The 14,891-nt window shown below is 74.4% G+C and carries 19 protein-coding genes, 1 tRNA gene and 1 pseudogene; 3 read left to right on the forward strand and 18 right to left on the reverse strand.

Annotated elements, in window-relative coordinates:
- From MUU72_RS27600 to MUU72_RS27620, 5 genes and pseudogenes are all read right to left on the reverse strand, one after another.
- Positions 1 to 451, reverse strand: a pseudogene (locus MUU72_RS27600) (hypothetical protein); the annotation flags it as partial.
- Positions 452 to 697: 246 nt separating this feature from the next.
- Positions 698 to 1,537, reverse strand: coding sequence for an RNA polymerase sigma factor SigF (locus tag MUU72_RS27605; RefSeq protein ID WP_248016129.1), 840 nt, complete (start codon positions 1,535 to 1,537; stop codon positions 698 to 700).
- Positions 1,538 to 1,727: 190 nt separating this feature from the next.
- Entirely contained in the window at positions 1,728 to 2,537 is an 810-nt protein-coding gene (locus MUU72_RS27610; RefSeq protein WP_248016130.1) for an RNA polymerase sigma factor SigF, read from the reverse strand.
- Positions 2,538 to 2,800: 263 nt separating this feature from the next.
- Positions 2,801 to 3,094, reverse strand: a complete 294-nt coding sequence (locus MUU72_RS27615; RefSeq protein WP_248016131.1) for a Dabb family protein — start codon at positions 3,092 to 3,094, stop codon at positions 2,801 to 2,803.
- A 55-nt stretch (positions 3,095 to 3,149) separates the two neighbouring features.
- Positions 3,150 to 3,314, reverse strand: a complete 165-nt coding sequence (locus MUU72_RS27620) for a hypothetical protein (RefSeq protein ID WP_248016132.1) — start codon at positions 3,312 to 3,314, stop codon at positions 3,150 to 3,152.
- A 661-nt stretch (positions 3,315 to 3,975) separates the two neighbouring features.
- Between MUU72_RS27620 and MUU72_RS27625 the strand changes: the two genes are divergently transcribed.
- Both MUU72_RS27625 and MUU72_RS27630 read left to right on the forward strand, forming a co-directional pair.
- Positions 3,976 to 4,755 carry a DUF2127 domain-containing protein gene (locus tag MUU72_RS27625; RefSeq protein WP_248016133.1) on the forward strand — a complete coding sequence of 260 codons (780 nt, stop codon included), beginning with the start codon at positions 3,976 to 3,978 and terminating at the stop codon, positions 4,753 to 4,755.
- A 29-nt stretch (positions 4,756 to 4,784) separates the two neighbouring features.
- Entirely contained in the window at positions 4,785 to 5,285 is a 501-nt protein-coding gene (locus tag MUU72_RS27630) for a hypothetical protein (protein ID WP_248016134.1), read from the forward strand.
- 128 nt (positions 5,286 to 5,413) lie between these two features.
- On the opposite strand, the gene MUU72_RS27635 is transcribed toward MUU72_RS27630, so the two are convergent.
- The 5 genes from MUU72_RS27635 to MUU72_RS27655 all read right to left on the reverse strand — a co-directional run bounded on the left by MUU72_RS27635 (position 5,414) and on the right by MUU72_RS27655 (position 8,950).
- Positions 5,414 to 6,163: a DUF4232 domain-containing protein gene (locus MUU72_RS27635; protein ID WP_248016135.1), complete on the reverse strand. Its 750-nt coding sequence runs from the start codon at positions 6,161 to 6,163 to the stop codon at positions 5,414 to 5,416.
- 231 nt (positions 6,164 to 6,394) lie between these two features.
- Positions 6,395 to 7,225, reverse strand: coding sequence for an SLATT domain-containing protein (locus tag MUU72_RS27640; RefSeq protein WP_248016136.1), 831 nt, complete (start codon positions 7,223 to 7,225; stop codon positions 6,395 to 6,397).
- A gap of 473 nt (positions 7,226 to 7,698) precedes the next feature.
- Positions 7,699 to 7,783 (reverse strand) — tRNA-Ser (locus MUU72_RS27645).
- A 56-nt stretch (positions 7,784 to 7,839) separates the two neighbouring features.
- Positions 7,840 to 8,340, reverse strand: a complete 501-nt coding sequence (gene tadA / locus MUU72_RS27650; RefSeq protein ID WP_248016137.1) for a tRNA adenosine(34) deaminase TadA — start codon at positions 8,338 to 8,340, stop codon at positions 7,840 to 7,842.
- A 73-nt stretch (positions 8,341 to 8,413) separates the two neighbouring features.
- Positions 8,414 to 8,950 (reverse strand): tRNA adenosine deaminase-associated protein, encoded by a 537-nt coding sequence (locus MUU72_RS27655; RefSeq protein WP_248016138.1) that lies wholly within the window; start codon positions 8,948 to 8,950, stop codon positions 8,414 to 8,416.
- Positions 8,951 to 9,170: 220 nt separating this feature from the next.
- Here MUU72_RS27655 and upp point away from each other — a divergent pair, with 220 nt between their 5' ends.
- Positions 9,171 to 9,806 (forward strand): uracil phosphoribosyltransferase, encoded by a 636-nt coding sequence (gene upp, locus MUU72_RS27660; RefSeq protein WP_248016139.1) that lies wholly within the window; start codon positions 9,171 to 9,173, stop codon positions 9,804 to 9,806.
- 73 nt (positions 9,807 to 9,879) lie between these two features.
- On the opposite strand, the gene MUU72_RS27665 is transcribed toward upp, so the two are convergent.
- The 8 genes from MUU72_RS27665 to MUU72_RS27700 all read right to left on the reverse strand — a co-directional run bounded on the left by MUU72_RS27665 (position 9,880) and on the right by MUU72_RS27700 (position 14,843).
- On the reverse strand, positions 9,880 to 10,512 hold the full coding sequence (locus tag MUU72_RS27665; RefSeq protein WP_248016140.1) for a LytR C-terminal domain-containing protein: 633 nt from the start codon (positions 10,510 to 10,512) through the stop codon (positions 9,880 to 9,882).
- A gap of 120 nt (positions 10,513 to 10,632) precedes the next feature.
- Positions 10,633 to 10,932 carry a type II toxin-antitoxin system VapB family antitoxin gene (locus MUU72_RS27670; RefSeq protein ID WP_248016141.1) on the reverse strand — a complete coding sequence of 100 codons (300 nt, stop codon included), beginning with the start codon at positions 10,930 to 10,932 and terminating at the stop codon, positions 10,633 to 10,635.
- Positions 10,933 to 11,111: 179 nt separating this feature from the next.
- On the reverse strand, positions 11,112 to 11,393 hold the full coding sequence (locus tag MUU72_RS27675; RefSeq protein WP_248016142.1) for a hypothetical protein: 282 nt from the start codon (positions 11,391 to 11,393) through the stop codon (positions 11,112 to 11,114).
- 58 nt (positions 11,394 to 11,451) lie between these two features.
- Positions 11,452 to 12,048: a hypothetical protein gene (locus MUU72_RS27680; protein ID WP_248016143.1), complete on the reverse strand. Its 597-nt coding sequence runs from the start codon at positions 12,046 to 12,048 to the stop codon at positions 11,452 to 11,454.
- On the reverse strand, positions 12,045 to 12,743 hold the full coding sequence (locus MUU72_RS27685; RefSeq protein ID WP_248016144.1) for an RNA polymerase sigma factor: 699 nt from the start codon (positions 12,741 to 12,743) through the stop codon (positions 12,045 to 12,047). Before MUU72_RS27685 ends, MUU72_RS27680 begins: the two co-directional genes overlap by 4 nt.
- A gap of 26 nt (positions 12,744 to 12,769) precedes the next feature.
- A complete protein-coding gene (locus tag MUU72_RS35715; RefSeq protein ID WP_248016145.1) occupies positions 12,770 to 13,249 on the reverse strand; it encodes an LAETG motif-containing sortase-dependent surface protein in 480 nt (159 codons plus the stop codon).
- A 166-nt stretch (positions 13,250 to 13,415) separates the two neighbouring features.
- Positions 13,416 to 13,586: a 50S ribosomal protein L32 gene (gene rpmF / locus MUU72_RS27695; protein ID WP_248016146.1), complete on the reverse strand. Its 171-nt coding sequence runs from the start codon at positions 13,584 to 13,586 to the stop codon at positions 13,416 to 13,418.
- Positions 13,587 to 13,787: 201 nt separating this feature from the next.
- Positions 13,788 to 14,843 (reverse strand): NAD(P)-dependent alcohol dehydrogenase, encoded by a 1,056-nt coding sequence (locus MUU72_RS27700; RefSeq protein WP_248016147.1) that lies wholly within the window; start codon positions 14,841 to 14,843, stop codon positions 13,788 to 13,790.
- Positions 14,844 to 14,891: the final 48 nt, after the last annotated feature.

Here is a 14,891-nt window from a genome sequence, read left to right on the forward strand (position 1 = left end):
GGGTGGGGGAGGGCGGGGTGGGAGCGGGGGAGCCGCCGGGGCGGGGGTGGTCCCCGCCGGGGCCTCCCGGGCCGCCGGGGGTGCCGGAACCGCCGGGCGGGGAGGGGTGGTTGGTGCTGGGGGAGCCCGAGTGGCCGGGTGCGCTCGGGCCGGCCGCGCTGCCGGAGGAGCCGTCGGGGCCGCCGGAATCCGGTGTGCGGCCGCGGCCCGTCGGGGAGCCCGTGGTGGCGCCGGAGCCGTCCGGGGTGCCGGAGGGGCCGGGGGAGCCGTTGCCGTCCAGGGGGGTGAGTTCGACGCCGCCGCGCGGGGGGACCGGGGCGGTGCGGTCGGCGGGGCCTGCCGCGCCCACCGCGGCGTAAGGGGATCCGGCCGCGCTGCCGCAGCCGGTGAGCAGGGCGCCCAGGCAGAGCACGGCCGCCGAGGCGGCGGCAACGGTCGTGGTCGGTCGCATCGTGCGGACACCTCCCAGCGGTGGCTGGGGCACAGTGTCGCTGACGGAGCGTCAGGTAGGAAGGGTGCGGCGCCGGGTGAGCACGGCGCGGGTGCGCCGGCCGGCGCGGCGCGGGGCGGGGTCACGGCGCGGCGGGTGGAGGGGGAGGGTGCCGGTCTCCGCGGAGGGCGGCGGCGCGTTCTCCCGTGCTGTCCGCCGAGCGACCCCGACCGGCTGGGCGCCGGACGTCCCTCGGCGGACCGTTCCTCAATCCGAGATGAGCCCTTCCCGCAGCTGCGCCAGCGTACGGGTCAGCAGTCGCGAGACGTGCATCTGGGAGATGCCGACCTCCTCGCCGATCTGGGACTGGGTCATGTTGGCGAAGAAGCGCAGCATGATGATCTGGCGCTCCCGGGGCGGGAGTTTGGCCAGCAGCGGCTTGAGCGACTCGCGGTACTCCACGCCTTCCAGGGCGCTGTCCTCGTAGCCCAGGCGGTCCGCGAGGGAGCCCTCGCCGCCGTCGTCCTCGGGGGAGGGGGAGTCGAGCGAGGAGGCGGTGTAGGCGTTGCCGACCGCCAGGCCGTCGACGACGTCCTCCTCCGACACCCCCAGGCACAGGGCGAGTTCGGGCACCGTCGGCGAGCGGTCGAGCTTCTGGGAGAGCTCGTCGCTGGCCTTGGTGAGGGCCAGCCGGAGCTCCTGGAGGCGGCGCGGGACGCGCACCGACCAGGACGTGTCGCGGAAGAAGCGCTTGATCTCGCCGACCACCGTCGGCATCGCGAACGTCGGGAATTCCACGCCGCGTTCGCAGTCGAAACGGTCGATGGCCTTGATCAGGCCGATGGTGCCGACCTGGACGATGTCCTCCATCGGCTCGTTGCGGCTGCGGAAGCGCGCGGCCGCGTAGCGCACGAGCGGGAGGTTGAGCTCGATGAGCGTGTCGCGCACGTAGGCCCGCTCGGCGGAGTCCTTGTCGAGCGTGGCGAGCCGCAGGAACAGGGACCGGGAGAGCGAGCGGGTGTTGATGGCGTCGACGTCGTCATGCACGTGTGGTGCCGGCGCGGGAATCGCTGGAAGCACCTTTGAGCTGCCCAGTTCTACGGACATGCCACCCCCTTGAGGTCGCGGACGGGTCGCTGCGGCGTCCCCGGCCCAGGGCGGACCGAGGAGGGATACCTCCACCTGAATACCGGAGGCAGCACCACGGCAAACGCGGTTCCCGCAGAATGTCACATGTCGGCAACACGCTGTAGCGTCTTGTCGACATATCCGTGCAGGAACGGGTCGCCCGTGCCGGTTAGGCGTCGATCCTGTTTGCGGATCGCAGTCGGGCGAAGCTCCGTGACAGTAGCCGGGACACGTGCATCTGCGAAACCCCGAGCTCCGCGCTGATCTGGGACTGCGTCAGATTGCTGTAGTAACGGAGCAGCAGGATGCGCTGCTCGCGCTCGGGCAGCTGGACGAGCAGGTGCCGGACGAGGTCCCGGTGCTCGACGCCGGCCAGCTCGGGGTCCTCGTAGCCGAGCCGGTCCAGCAGGCCGGGCAGGCCGTCGCCCTCCTGGGCGGCCTCCAGCGAGGTGGCGTGGTACGAGCGGCCGGCCTCCAGGCAGGCCAGCACCTCGTCCTCGCCGATCTTCAGCCGCTCGGCGATCTCGGCGGTGGTGGGGGAGCGGCCGTGCAGCACGGTCAGGTCCTCGGTGGCGCCGTTGACCTGCACCCACAGCTCGTGGAGGCGGCGCGGGACGTGGACGGTGCGGACGTTGTCCCGGAAGTACCGCTTGATCTCGCCGACGACGGTGGGCATCGCGAAGGTCGGGAACTGCACGCCGCGCTCCGGGTCGAACCGGTCGATGGCGTTGATCAGGCCGATCGTGCCGACCTGGACCACGTCCTCCATCGGCTCGTTGCGGCTGCGGAAGCGGGCCGCGGCGTAGCGGACCAGGGGCAGGTTGGCCTCGATGAGCGCGGCCCGGACGCGGGAGTGCTCGGGGGTGCCGGGCTCCAGGCCGGCCAGTTCGGCGAAGAGCACCTGTGTCAGCGCCCGGGTGTCCGCGCTACGGCTCTCGCGGGCCGGAGCCTTGGGCGCAGTACGGGCCGTCACGGTCACGCCACCCTTCACAGTGGAGGTATCGCAGCATGTATCGCGTATCGCATGTATCCGGCAAAAGCGGTCATAGCATCACAAGACATGTGCACTGTGTGCAAGCACCTCATAACGCCGTGTTGAAGAGAGAGTTGGCGGGGGAGTCGGCGGTGCCGGGGCGGCGCGGCGGCGGGCGGGCGGAGGGGGCCCCGGACGTGGCGAAGCCCCCCGCCTGCGGGGGCGGGGGGCTTCGGGCGGGTCCGGCGGCGCGGGCGGCGCCGGCGGGCTCAGAACGGGTAGTCGGCGATCACCCAGGTGGCGAATTCGCGCCACTGGGCGGCAGCCGCCTGGTGGGCCGGATGCTCGATGTACCGCTTGAGGGCGTCGGTGTCGGCGACCGCCGAGTTGATCGCGAAGTCGTAGGCGATCGGCCGGTCGGTGATGTTCCAGGCGCACTCCCAGAACGTCAGCTCCGGGATCTGCTGCGCCAGCTCGGCGAAGGCGCGGGCGCCGGCCTGCACCCGCTCCTCGTCGCGGGAGACGCCCTCGTTGAGCTTGAACAGGACCAGGTGGCGGATCACAGCGGCCTCCGTGCGGCGGGACGATGCGCAGCCGGCCCGGCGGCCCGGCTGGGACCTAGCTGACCAGCTGGGTCATGAACTCGCCGACGCTGTGCGCGGCGGACGAGATGCCGTCGAAGCCTATCTGGACCAGGCCGCCGGCCCGCTTGGGGGTGGCGATGATCGTCCAGAGTACGAAGACGGCGATCACGTACAACGCGATCTTCTTCGCTGCGGCCATCAGTTCCGTCTCCCCCTGCGCAGGACCCGTGCGCTCCTGTCGGCGCTCCCCCGGGGCGCCCGGCCCCCGGTGGCCGCCCCGATGCCCGGTGCGGTCGGGCGAGTGTAACCACAGGCGTTCGACCGGGGAGGGGGAAGGGCCCGTCCGGCCCCGTCCCGGCCGCCGGGCCGGTGGACCGAAGGCCCGCCAAGGGGGGTCCTTCGCCCGCCCGTTGGGCGGCCCGGGCGCGGCAGTATGGACAGCGGGCCCGGCGGCTCCGGCAGGAATCCGCGGGGCCCGGGACCGGGACCCCGCTGCGGGGTCCGGGGCCGTGCGCTCCCTGACCGCGCGGCCCGGACGCGGGGGGCCGGTCCTCCTCGGGGGAGGCGGTCCGTCCCTCAGGCCCGCCTCCCCCGGGCAACGGCTCCCGAGGCCCCGGAAGCACCCCTGTACGCCCCGGCCCCTTGAGCCCCCTGCCGGGTACGCCCCCGTCCCGTACGCCCCCGCGCGCCGTCCGCCGCCCGCGCCGTCCCGCCTCCGTGCGGCAACCTCCGCGGCGCCGTTCTCGTCCCTCTCCCCGTAAGGCATCCCCGTACGCCGCGCGGTCGCCTCATGTACGCGACAATCGCGCGGCGCGGAGCGCGGGCCCGCGGGACGACGAGAGGAACACGGGGCTCCCACGATGGGAATCGACTGGAACCGGCGCACCTGTGCGCGGCGCGGACACATCACCTACCACCCGCACGAGGAACACCTCCGGGCCACGCTGCGGGCCACCACCGCCGCGGGCGACGCCTGGCGCTGCCTGCGCTGCGGCGACTTCACCCTGGGCGCGCCGCACGGCTCCGGGCCGGCCGCCGACGCCCCGGCGGTCCCGCGCGGCACGGTGCTGCGGGACCTGTTCATCCTGCGCTTCCTGGCCGTCGAGCGGGCGGTGCGCGGGGTGTTCATCGTGCTGGCGGCGATCGCGGTCTGGCAGTTCAGCAACAGCCAGGACGCGGTCCGCCAGTTCTTCGACAAGAACCTCGACGTGGTCCGCCCGGTGGCCGTCCACTTCCACTACGACCTGGACCACTCCCCGGTCGTCGACACCATCCGCAAGACCTTCGGCTACCGCCACTCCACGCTGGTGCTGGTGGCCGCGCTGCTGCTGGTGTACGCGCTGGTGGAGATCGTCGAGGGGGTCGGCCTCTGGCGGGCCAGGCGCTGGGCGGAATACCTGACCGTGGTGGCGACCGCCGCGTTCCTGCCGCTGGAGATCTACGAGCTGACCGAGAAGGTCAGCTGGCTGAAGATCGCCACGCTGGTCATCAATATCCTGGCGGTGCTCTACATCGCGTTCGCCAAGCGGCTCTTCGGGCTGCGGGGCGGCCGCGCGGCCTTCGACGCGGAGCGGCAGAGCGCCTCGCTGCTGGAGGCCGGGGCACCCGCCGGGACGCCCGCACCCGCCCATAATGGCTGAACGCACCGTACGAGGGGGAAGACCCACCCATGCCACCTGAGAACCCGAACTCCGTCCGCCGGCCGTCCGGTTCGCCGCGCACACCGGCCCGCCGGGCCCTTATGCGCCGTCCGCTCGCCGTGCTGGCCCTGCTGTTCGGCCTGCTGGCCGCCGCGGCCGGTCCGGCGGCCGCCGCCGGGCTGTCCGGCGCCGAGGTCCGGCCCGCGCCCGGGATCACCGTCGCGGCGGCCCCGCAGACCGCGCCGGGCGCGCGGACCACCGCCGACGAGGCGGCCGCCCGGGCCGCCGCGGCCCCCGCGGCCCCGATGCGGTGGCGGCACAGCGCGCACAGCGGCAGCACCTACCACCACGTCACCCACCAGACGTCGCTGGCCTCGTCGCACGACAAGCCGAAGAAAAAGAAGATGGGCTTCTTCAAGAAGCTCGGCATCTTCCTGATCGTGATCATCGTGGTCGTCATCGTGATCGTGATCCTGCTGATCTGGCTGATCGTGCACTTCATCCGGAAGGCGTTCCGCCGCCGGGGCTGACGGGTCGCGCCATGGGGCGCGCCGACCGCGCACGGCGGGGCGGCCGGAGTCCGCATCGGACTCCGGCCGCCCCCTTTTTTCCGTCCCCGCGCCCGTAGGGGACGGCCGGCGCCCAGGGGGCCCGGCGGTCAGCCGATGGGGTTGACGAAGGTGGCCGGGTGGGTGGCGCCGGACTGGTCGACGAGCGCGCCCCAGGGCCACTTCAGCGTCAGCGAGGTGGTCTCGTTCGGCGGGGTGACGGCCACGAAGGCGGGCATCCAGGGGTGCGCCTCGTCCTTCTGGGCCAGCGCGAGGTTGAGCGTGAAATCGGTGCTGTCACCGGGGCCCAGGGTGATCGAGCCGTGCCTGGCCGACGAGCGGACCAGCGACCAGACCTGACCGCCGTTCTCGGACTTGAGGTCCACGCCCGCGAAACCGCCGATCACGCAGGCGCGGCTGCCCTTGTTGGTCAGCACGATGCTGGTGGTCGTCGAGCCGCCCGCGTTCGGGTCCGGGGCCGCGTCCTCACCCGTGGCGAACGCCGCCCGCAGACCGGAGGTGTGGCAGCGCTGGATCCCCGAGCCCGCCTTCCCGCCCCGGGCGGCGGAGGGCGTGCCCTCCTGCTTGCCCGCGGTCCCCGCCTTGGCGCCCTTCGCCCCGGACGCCGCCTCCGGCTCGGCGCCCTGCGCCGCGGTGGCGGAGCCCGCGCCCTCGGGGTCCTTGCCCTCCGGGTGCGCGGCGGCCACCGTCGCCCCCGCGGGACCGGCGGCCTTCGTGCCGCCGGCGTCCGTGCCGGAGCAGGCGGTGAGGGTCAGGCCGGCGGCCGCGGTGAGCGCCGCGGCGGTGACCCGCAGGGTGCGGCGGCGGACGGTGGCGGTGCGAACGGTGTTCGAGCGCATGTCGGGTTCCCCCAGGAATCGGTGCCGTGGACTTCCTCGGTACGCCGCCTACTCTGCTCGGCCCCCCTGTCGCCGGACTGCCGCGCCGCTAATACCCGGCTAACGCCTCCGCCGCCGCGCCCCCGGCGCAGGCCGTCCGCGCCGTGTTCCTCGGCGACGAGCTCACCACCGCCTGACCCGGCGGCGACGGCGCCGGGCGCCCCGCGCAGCGCTGACGTACCGGCTGACGTACTAGACGACCTCCGCACTCCCTTCGTGCGGCTGGTCGAGCTGCTGCTCGCGCTTGCGCTGCTCGACCCTGAGCAACTCGATTTCCTTGGCGAGTTTCGCCAGTCTGTCGTTCTCGTCGGGGTCGTCGTAGGGATAAATGCCCAATTCGAAGGCGGTCGCATGGCGTTCGATATCGTCCGCGGTCTGCTGGAGGTAAAAGGCCCTCTCGCGCCACTTGTAGTACCCGGTGAATCCTGCGGCCGCACCCACCGCGAACGTGATCCCCATGATCCAGTACTTGAGGGGGGCGGGCGTATCGGCGAGGCCGGACAGAGCGGTCCCGGCCAGTGATCCCAGGATGATGACCGATTGGGCGAGGTTGTGCTTCCTCCGGTACTTCCGGCCGTCCTTTCGCAGGCTGTCCAGCTCCGCGGGGATGGCGTCCTTGTAGGAGTACTGGCGGTCGGCCACCGGGAGGCCGAGCCGGGCGGCGTCGAGAAGGCGGAGTTCTTCCGCCGCCTCCAACTCGATCTTCAGCTCGCGCGCCGTCTTCGTGTAGTGGCCCTTCGCCTTTTCCTCCATGGCCCCGACCGCGAGGAACGTACCGGCACTGAGCACGACGACCGGAAGGGCGATTTTGTTGGCGAGGGCGAGGGAGGACCACCCGACCGCCACATTGGCAATGACGAAGCCGAAGAGCAGGAAGACGGCAAGGGTGCCGGATATCCAACGGGTGGCCGTCTGTAGGGACCTGATCCGCAGGGCCGCGCGAATCTCCGCGATGTGCTTCTTGTGCCTGATCAGGGCTTCGACCCTGGCTGCCGTGCCCTGTGGCGTCACCTCCACGGTCACCGGCCTTTCTTTCCTCGGGGATTGGGGGGCCTCCACAGGAGGGGAGGGCGCGGGAGCCTGCCTGCGGCTTTCCGATGCGTGCGCCACCGTGTCGCCCGGGAGCGCCTCGGCCTCTCTGCCACGCGGCAGGGGACGTGCGCTGCGTTGCGCCGCGATGACCAGGAAGCCTCCGGCGGCCACCCCGGCAAGCATGAGCAAGGCCCCCGCGCCGACAGCGGCGAGGAGGGGATACGCGGCTTCCAAGACCTTCCCCGTGGTGTGCGATCAGGCTTCGGCTTCGCCGGCCGGTCTGCTCCTGGCCGTCAACCTCCCTCCTCGCCAGGTTAGTTGAGCGCGCCTCCCGGCGAGGGGGAATCGGCCCGGGTCCGGCCCGCGCGGAAGATGGCGGAGGCGCGCGGGCCACCACGCTGCCGCGGCACCACGCACAACACCCCCCTGACCTGCGTTTCCGCAGTTCAGGGGGGTGTTATAAGCGGTAGCGGAGGGATTTGAACCCTCGGTGACTTGCGCCACACTCGCTTTCGAGGCGAGCTCCTTCGGCCGCTCGGACACGCTACCGAGAGAGAGCTTAGCCCAAAGGGCCCCGTGCGCCGAAATCGGAGGGCCGGCGGGCGTCAGCGGTCGCGGAAGAAGGCGGTCAGGAGCGCGGCGCAGTCGGGCTCCAGGACGCCGGTGATGACCTCGGGGCGGTGGTTGAGGCGGCGGTCGCGGACCACGTCCCACAGGGAGCCGGCGGCCCCGGCCTTGGCGTCGCGGGCGCCGTAGACGACCCGGTCGACGCGGGAGAGGACGATCGCGCCGGCGCACATCGTGCACGGTTCGAGGGTGACGACGAGGGTGCAGCCGGTGAGCCGCCACGCGCCGGTGGTCCGGGCGGCCGCGCGCAGGGCGAGGACCTCGGCGTGCGCGGTGGGGTCGCCGGTGGCCTCGCGTTCGTTGCGGCCGGTGCCCAGGACCGTGCCGTCGGCGGACAGCACGACGGCGCCCACCGGGACGTCACCGGTCCCGGGGGCGCGGGCGGCCTCCGCCAGGGCCCGGCGCATCGGCGCGGTCCAGGGATCGCGCAGCGGGTCGGGCGCGGCGGAGGGCGAGGGGGCGGCGGGGGGCACGGTCATGTCCCCAGTGTCGGGGACGGCGGGAGGTCGGGTCGGAGGGGGCCGGGCCCGGTGGTGCGCGGGCCCGGCGGGGTCAGCGGACGGTCTCCAGGAGCTCGGAGCAGCCCAGGGCGTCGGCGATCTCGCCGAGCGCGTCACCTTCGAGGGTCAGCAGGTCCTTCTCGCCGACGCCGAGGTCGGCGAGCAGGGCGGCGTCGCCGAGCGGGCCGTGCGGGACCGCGGAGTCGGCGCCGGACGGGCCGTCGTCGTCGGCCTCGTCCGCCCCGGTGTCGCCGGGCTCGCCGTCCTCGGTGCCGTCCAGGTCGAGGACGTCGAGGTCGTCCGCGCTGTCGTCGCGGCCGAGGATCTCGTCGGTCAGCAGCGCGCCGTACGAGCTCCTGGCGGCCGCCGCGGCGTCGGAGACGAAGAGCCGCGGGTCATCCTCCCCGTCGATCCGGATGACGCCGAACCATGCCTCCTCCTGCTCGATGAGGACCACCACCGTGTCGTCGTCCAGAGCCGCCTCCCGGGCCAGATCGGCCAGGTCGGTCAGCGTTTCCACAGTATCGAGCTCCGTATCGCTCGCTTCCCACCCGTCTTCGGTGCGCGCGAGCAGTGCGGCGAAGTACACCGTGACTCTCCCACTGGTCAGAGGCGTGCCGGGTCGGGCGGGGCGGCGCTGCACGCCGCTTGCTCCCCGCCCCTTTCGGAATCGTGGCAGAAACATCGCGTCCGCGCGGGGTCTTCGACGCTGCGTCGTGCGGACGTTGTGAGAGATGTCGCTCACGTGCCGGATCGCGGGCGGGGCCGGGCGGCCGCCGGGGCCTTCCGGCTCGGTTACTGTCGATGTCATGCGGATCCACGTCGTCGACCACCCGCTGGTGGCGCACAAACTCACCACTTTGCGCGACAAGCGCACCGACTCCCCGACTTTCCGGCGGCTCGCCGACGAGCTGGTCACCCTGCTCGCCTACGAGGCCACCCGTGATGTGCGCACCGAGCAGGTCGACATCGAGACGCCGGTGACGGCGACCACCGGCGTGCGGCTGTCCCACCCGCGGCCCATGGTCGTCCCGATCCTGCGGGCCGGGCTGGGGATGCTCGACGGCATGGTCCGGCTGCTGCCCACCGCCGAGGTCGGCTTCATGGGCATGGTGCGCAACGAGGAGACGTACGAGGCGCACACCTACGCCACGCGGATGCCGGACGACCTGTCGGGCCGGCAGGTGTACGTGGTCGACCCGATGCTGGCCACCGGCGGCACGCTGGTCGCCGCGATCAAGGAGCTGATCAAGCGCGGTGCGGACGACGTCACCGCGATCTGCCTGCTGGCCGCGCCGGAGGGCGTCGCGGTCATGGAGCGCGAGCTGGCCGGCACGCCGGTCACGGTGGTCACCGCCGCGGTCGACGAGCGGCTGAACGCGGACCGCTACATCGTCCCGGGCCTGGGCGACGCGGGCGACCGGATGTACGGCACGGCCGGCTGACCGGCGCCCGCGCGCACGCCGCGGCCCCGCACCGGTGCGGTGCGGGGCCGCGGTGCGTCGGCCGCCGGTGCGGTCAGCAGGTGGCGGGGGCCGGGGTCCGGGCCGGGCGGGACAGCCGGTCCAGGGCCCGGGCGGCGTCCTGCGGGGCGGTGAGCCGGCTGAAACCGGTGCCGATGACCAGGTCGAGGTCGCTGCCCTTGCGGTCGTCGGTCTTCAGCTGGGCCCCGGCGAGCTGGGTGGCGAGCACCTTCAGCGGGCCGCTGAGCGCGGCGCGCGGGCCGAGCAGTATCCCGGGGCCGCCGACCTTCTTGTCGTAGGCGGCCGGGGCGTTGCCCACGTTCCCGATCCGGAAACCGCGCTTGCGCAGTTCGTCGGCGGTGCGCTTGGCCAGGCCGGAGCGCGGGGTGGCGTTGTAGACGTTGACGGTCAGGGACGCCGGGGCGGGCACCCGGGCCGCGGGCGGAGCCGCCTGCGGGTGGCCGGTGGGGCACGGTCTCTTCTCCTGCGCGGCCTGCGCGGTGCTGCCGCGGCCGCCGAAGACATCGATGAGCTGCAAGGACCCCCAGCCGACCAGCCCGAGGGCGCAGGCGCCCGCCACGAGGCCGAGGATGATGCGGCGTCGGTGGCGCGGGCGGCGCATCCGCGGGTACCTGTCGCCTGTGATGCGGTACTTACCGCCCATGCCTGGAGGCGTCAGCATGCTCATGGCCGCAGCGTAGTGCCGGGCGGGTGCCGTGCCTACTAGATGATCAGTGCGTTGTGGGAGGGAAACCCGCATGGGCCAATTCGGCGGCGGCCGGGGCCTTCGGGGGGCGGCGGCCGGACGTCAGGCGTCCAGTTCGAGGACCCGGGCGTGCAGCACCTGGCGCTGCTGGAGCGCCGCGCGGACGGCGCGGTGCAGGCCGTCCTCCAGATAGAGGTCGCCCTCCCACTTCACGACGTGGGCGAAGAGGTCGCCGTAGAACGTGGAGTCCTCGGCGAGCAGCGTTTCGAGGTCGAGCTGCTGCTTGGTGGTCACCAACTGGTCGAGGCGTACCGGGCGCGGGGCGACGTCCGCCCACTGGCGGGTGCTCTCCCGGCCGTGGTCGGGGTACGGCCGCCCATTTCCGATGCGCTTGAAGATCACACGGAAAGCCTACCGGGCACCGGGCACCGGGCGCAGCCAGGAAGCCACGGAGCAAAGCCGATCAATAGCGGCAAAATTGGATCATTGGGAGGTGATGAGCTGGCTGATACGGCACGAACGGGCTAGCGCTCGCTCGTCCGCCCACCGGCCGTCCGGGCGGTGCGCGGCGGCGCGCCCGGTCACCACGCCCCGGTGTCCGCCGGGGCCGGCAGCCAGTAGGTGACCGCGGCGGAGGCCGGGTCCACCCGGACCGGGTCGCGGCCGTCCACGCCGACCTGCGCGGGGGGTGTGCGCTCGGCCGGCGCGATCCCGGATGGGGACATCTTTTCGGCCGTGCTGCCCGGGGCGCTCCGGCCGGGCGGGCCGCCGGGGGCCGCGGCGGTGCGCACGACGGCGTACCCGGTGCCGCCGGGCGGCAGGACGACCGGGGCGGGCGGCCGGCTCGGTGCGAGCGGCGGCACGGCGGCGCGGTGCGGGCCGCCGAAGTGCAGCAGGGGGCAGCGCCGGGCAAGGGGGCCGTCAGCGCGCGGAGGGCGACGCCCGCCCGCTCGGCGGCGGCGCGGCGGCGCCGGACGGCGTCGGGGTGGCGCCGGGCAGCGCGCGGCCGGTGGCACCGCCGGTGGGTCCGGAGCCGGGGCCGCCGGTCGGCCGGGCGGTCGGGGTGGGCGACAGGCCGCGGTGCGGCGGGCGTCCGGTGGGGGAGCCGGGGGGCACGGGGTCGGCGCCGCGGGGAGTGCGGACGGCCCCGGGGACGGACGGCGACGGGGACGGCACCGGGGTGGTGGTCCCGGGCGGGTGCGGGGCGCGGCTCGGCGGGGACGCGGGCAGCGGGCGGCCGGGGGGCGGGCCGGGGGCGGTGGCGAGGTGGGCGGCGAGGGCGAGCGCGGCGGCGGCCGCCGCGGCGGCCAGCGGCAGCACCACGCGGGGCGCCCGGAGCCGGGCGAGGGCGGCGCGCAGGGACCGGCGGGGGCGGCCGGGGTGCGGGTGCGGGGGCGCGGCCGGGCGCAGGTCGCGGGGCCCGACGGTGGCGGCCCGGGCGGCCAGGGCCCGGCGCAGCCGGTCCTCGACGGGCCGTTCCGCGACGGTCTCCCAGGGGGCGGTCTCGCGCGGGCTCATCGCCGTTCCTCCAGCATCTTCTCCAGGGCGTCCAGGGCGCGGCTGGCCAGGGACTTCACCGCGCCGCGGCTGATGCCCAGGGTCGCCGCGATCTCCGCCTCGCTGAGGTTGCCCCAGTAGCGCAGGACCAGCACCTCGCGGCGGCGCGCGGTCAGCCGGCCCAGTGCGGCGATCACCTCCCGGTGCTCCTCGCCGAGGACCACCCGCTCCTCGGCGGACGGCGCGTCGGCCTCGTGCGGCGGGGTGTAGGCGCGGGCGGTGCGGCGGCGGCGCAGCACCGAGCGGGCGGCGTTGACGACGGCGGTGCGCAGGTAGGCCAGGGCGTTGTCGACCTCGTCGAGCCGTTCGCCGTGGCGCTTGTAGAGCGCGGCGAAGGCGTCCTGGACGACGTCCTCGGCGGTGGCCCGGTCGTCGACCAGGAGCAGTGCGAGCCGGACCATGGCGAGCCGGTGGGCGTGGTACAGCTCGGTGATGGTGGGCGGCGCGGACGGCTCCGGCGGTGCGCCCGCGCGCACCGCGCCGTCCCGCTCCGCGCGCGCCGGCCCGGCCCCGTACGCCGGCCGGCTCCCGGTGCGCGTCAGGCGGGGCGGGTGCGCGGCCCGGCGGACGGCGCGCAGCAGGCGGCGCCAGGACAGGGGCCGCGGCCCCGGCAGGGCGAACCCTGCCGGGGCCGGGCGGAAGGTGGTGGTGGCCATCGTTCCCTCGGGCGTGCCCGGCGGACTCAGGCGCGGTGGCGGCGGACCGCGTAGACCGTGCCGCCGCCCGCGGCGAGCAGCACGGCCGCGCCGCCGGCCAGGGCGAAGGTGGTCGCCGGGGAGGCGCCGGTCTTGGCGAGCTGCTTGCGGTCGGCCGCGTCCGCCGGGCTCTGCGCGGGGGCCGGGTGGGCACCGGGCAGGGACGGCACGGGGGTGGGCTGGTGGCCGGGCCGGGAGGGCACCGGGGTGGGCTGCCCGCCGGGCGGCTGGGTCGGTGCGGGGGTGGCGCTGTGCGGCGGGGTGCTGGGCGTGGCCGTGGGGCGGTGGCCGGGCTGGGAGGGGGCGGGGGACGGGGTGGCGCTGTGGGCCCCGGCCGGGGCCGGGGTGGAGTCGGAGGCGTAGGCGGTGCCGGCCGACGCGGCGGCGGTCAGCGCTATCGCGGCGAGCAGGCCGGCGCCGGCCGGGCGGCGCAGGCGGGTGGTGCGGGCGGTGCGGGACGGGTTCACGGTCGGCTGCTCCAGTTCGTCGACGGGTGGCGCCCGTAAGCGCCCTCACCCGAGACGACGTGCGGCCCGGGCGGGGGTTGCCGCCCGCTCCGGGAAATTTTTCCCGGCCCGCCCGCGCGCCCGCCGGCCACCCCCCGCCGAGCGCCCCGCCGGCCGCCCCGGAGGGTCAGTCCTCCGGGGCGAGCAGCCCGCGCCGGTACGCCTGCACCAGGTGCTGGGGGACCCGGTACACCGTGCCGTCCAGCGTGACCGGGACCAGCCGGGGCGCGGTGGCCTTCCACCGGGCGCGGCGGTGCCGGGTGTTGCTGCGGGAGAGCTTGCGCTTGGGTACGGCCATGGTGGCGGGCCTTCCGTGGGTCGGGTGGGTGCCGGACGGCACGGAGGCTATCTGGAAATGGCTTCCATTTCCAAGTAGAGTGCGGCGCAGTGCCTGGGGTCACGGCACGCCAAACGCCCGGGGCAGCCAGTGGGGGCGGCCCCGGGCGTCACCTCGGCCCCGGCGCGCGGTCCGGCGCCGCCGGTGCGCGGGCGCCGGTGGTCAGATCGTCGACGCGTCGATCACGAAGCGGTAGCGCACGTCGCTGGCGAGCACCCGCTCGTACGCCTCGTTGATCCGGTCCGCGCTGATCACCTCGATGTCCGCGGTCAGGCCGTGCTCGGCGCAGAAGTCGAGCATCTCCTGGGTCTCGGCGATGCCGCCGATCAGCGAGCCGGCGAACGACCGGCGGCCGCCGATCAGCGCGAACGGCGCGATGGGCAGCGGGTTCTCCGGGACGCCGAGCTGGACCAGGGTGCCGTCGGTGCGCAGCAGCCCGAGGTAGGCGTTCAGGTCCAGGTTGGCCGAGACGGTGTTGACGATCAGGTCGAAGGTGCCGGCCAGCGTCTCGAAGGTGGCCGGGTCGCTCGTCGCGTAGTAGTGGTCGGCGCCCAGCCGCAGCCCGTCGTCCTTCTTGCGGAGCGACTGGCTCAGGACGGTGACCTCGGCGCCCATGGCGTGCGCGATCTTGACGCCCATGTGGCCCAGGCCGCCCAGGCCGACCACCGCGACCTTCTTGCCGGGGCCGGCCTTCCAGTGGGCGAGCGGGGAGTAGAGGGTGATGCCGGCGCACAGCAGCGGGGCCGCGGCGTCCAGCGGCAGCGCGTCGGGGATGCGCAGCGCGTAGTTCTCGTCGACGACGAAGTGGCTGGCGTAGCCGCCGTGGGTGGGCTCGCCGTACCGGTCGGTGTCGTTGTACGTGTTGACGGTGCCGGGCTCGCCGGTGCAGAACTGCTCCAGGCCGGCCCGGCAGTTGCCGCAGGTGCGGCAGGAGTCGACGAAGCAGCCGACGCCGACCCGGTCGCCCACCGCGTAGCGGGTGACCTCGGGGCCGGTCGCGGCCACCACACCGGCTATCTCGTGGCCGGGGACGATCGGGAAGTTCCCGCCGTCGCCCCACTCGGCGCGCACGGTGTGGATGTCGGAGTGGCAGATGCCGGAGAACTTGATGTCGATCAGGATGTCGTGAGCACCCAGCTCGCGGCGCGGGATCGTGGTCCGCTCCAGCGGTGCCTTCGGTGCGGGCGCGGCGTACGCGGCGACAGAGGTGTGGGTCATGCTCCCGAGGATGCGTCCTCGCACCCCGCCTGACCAGGTCTCTCTTCA

Source organism: Streptomyces rhizoryzae, from assembly GCF_023155275.1.
In the GTDB taxonomy this organism is placed as follows: domain Bacteria; phylum Actinomycetota; class Actinomycetes; order Streptomycetales; family Streptomycetaceae; genus Streptomyces; species Streptomyces rhizoryzae.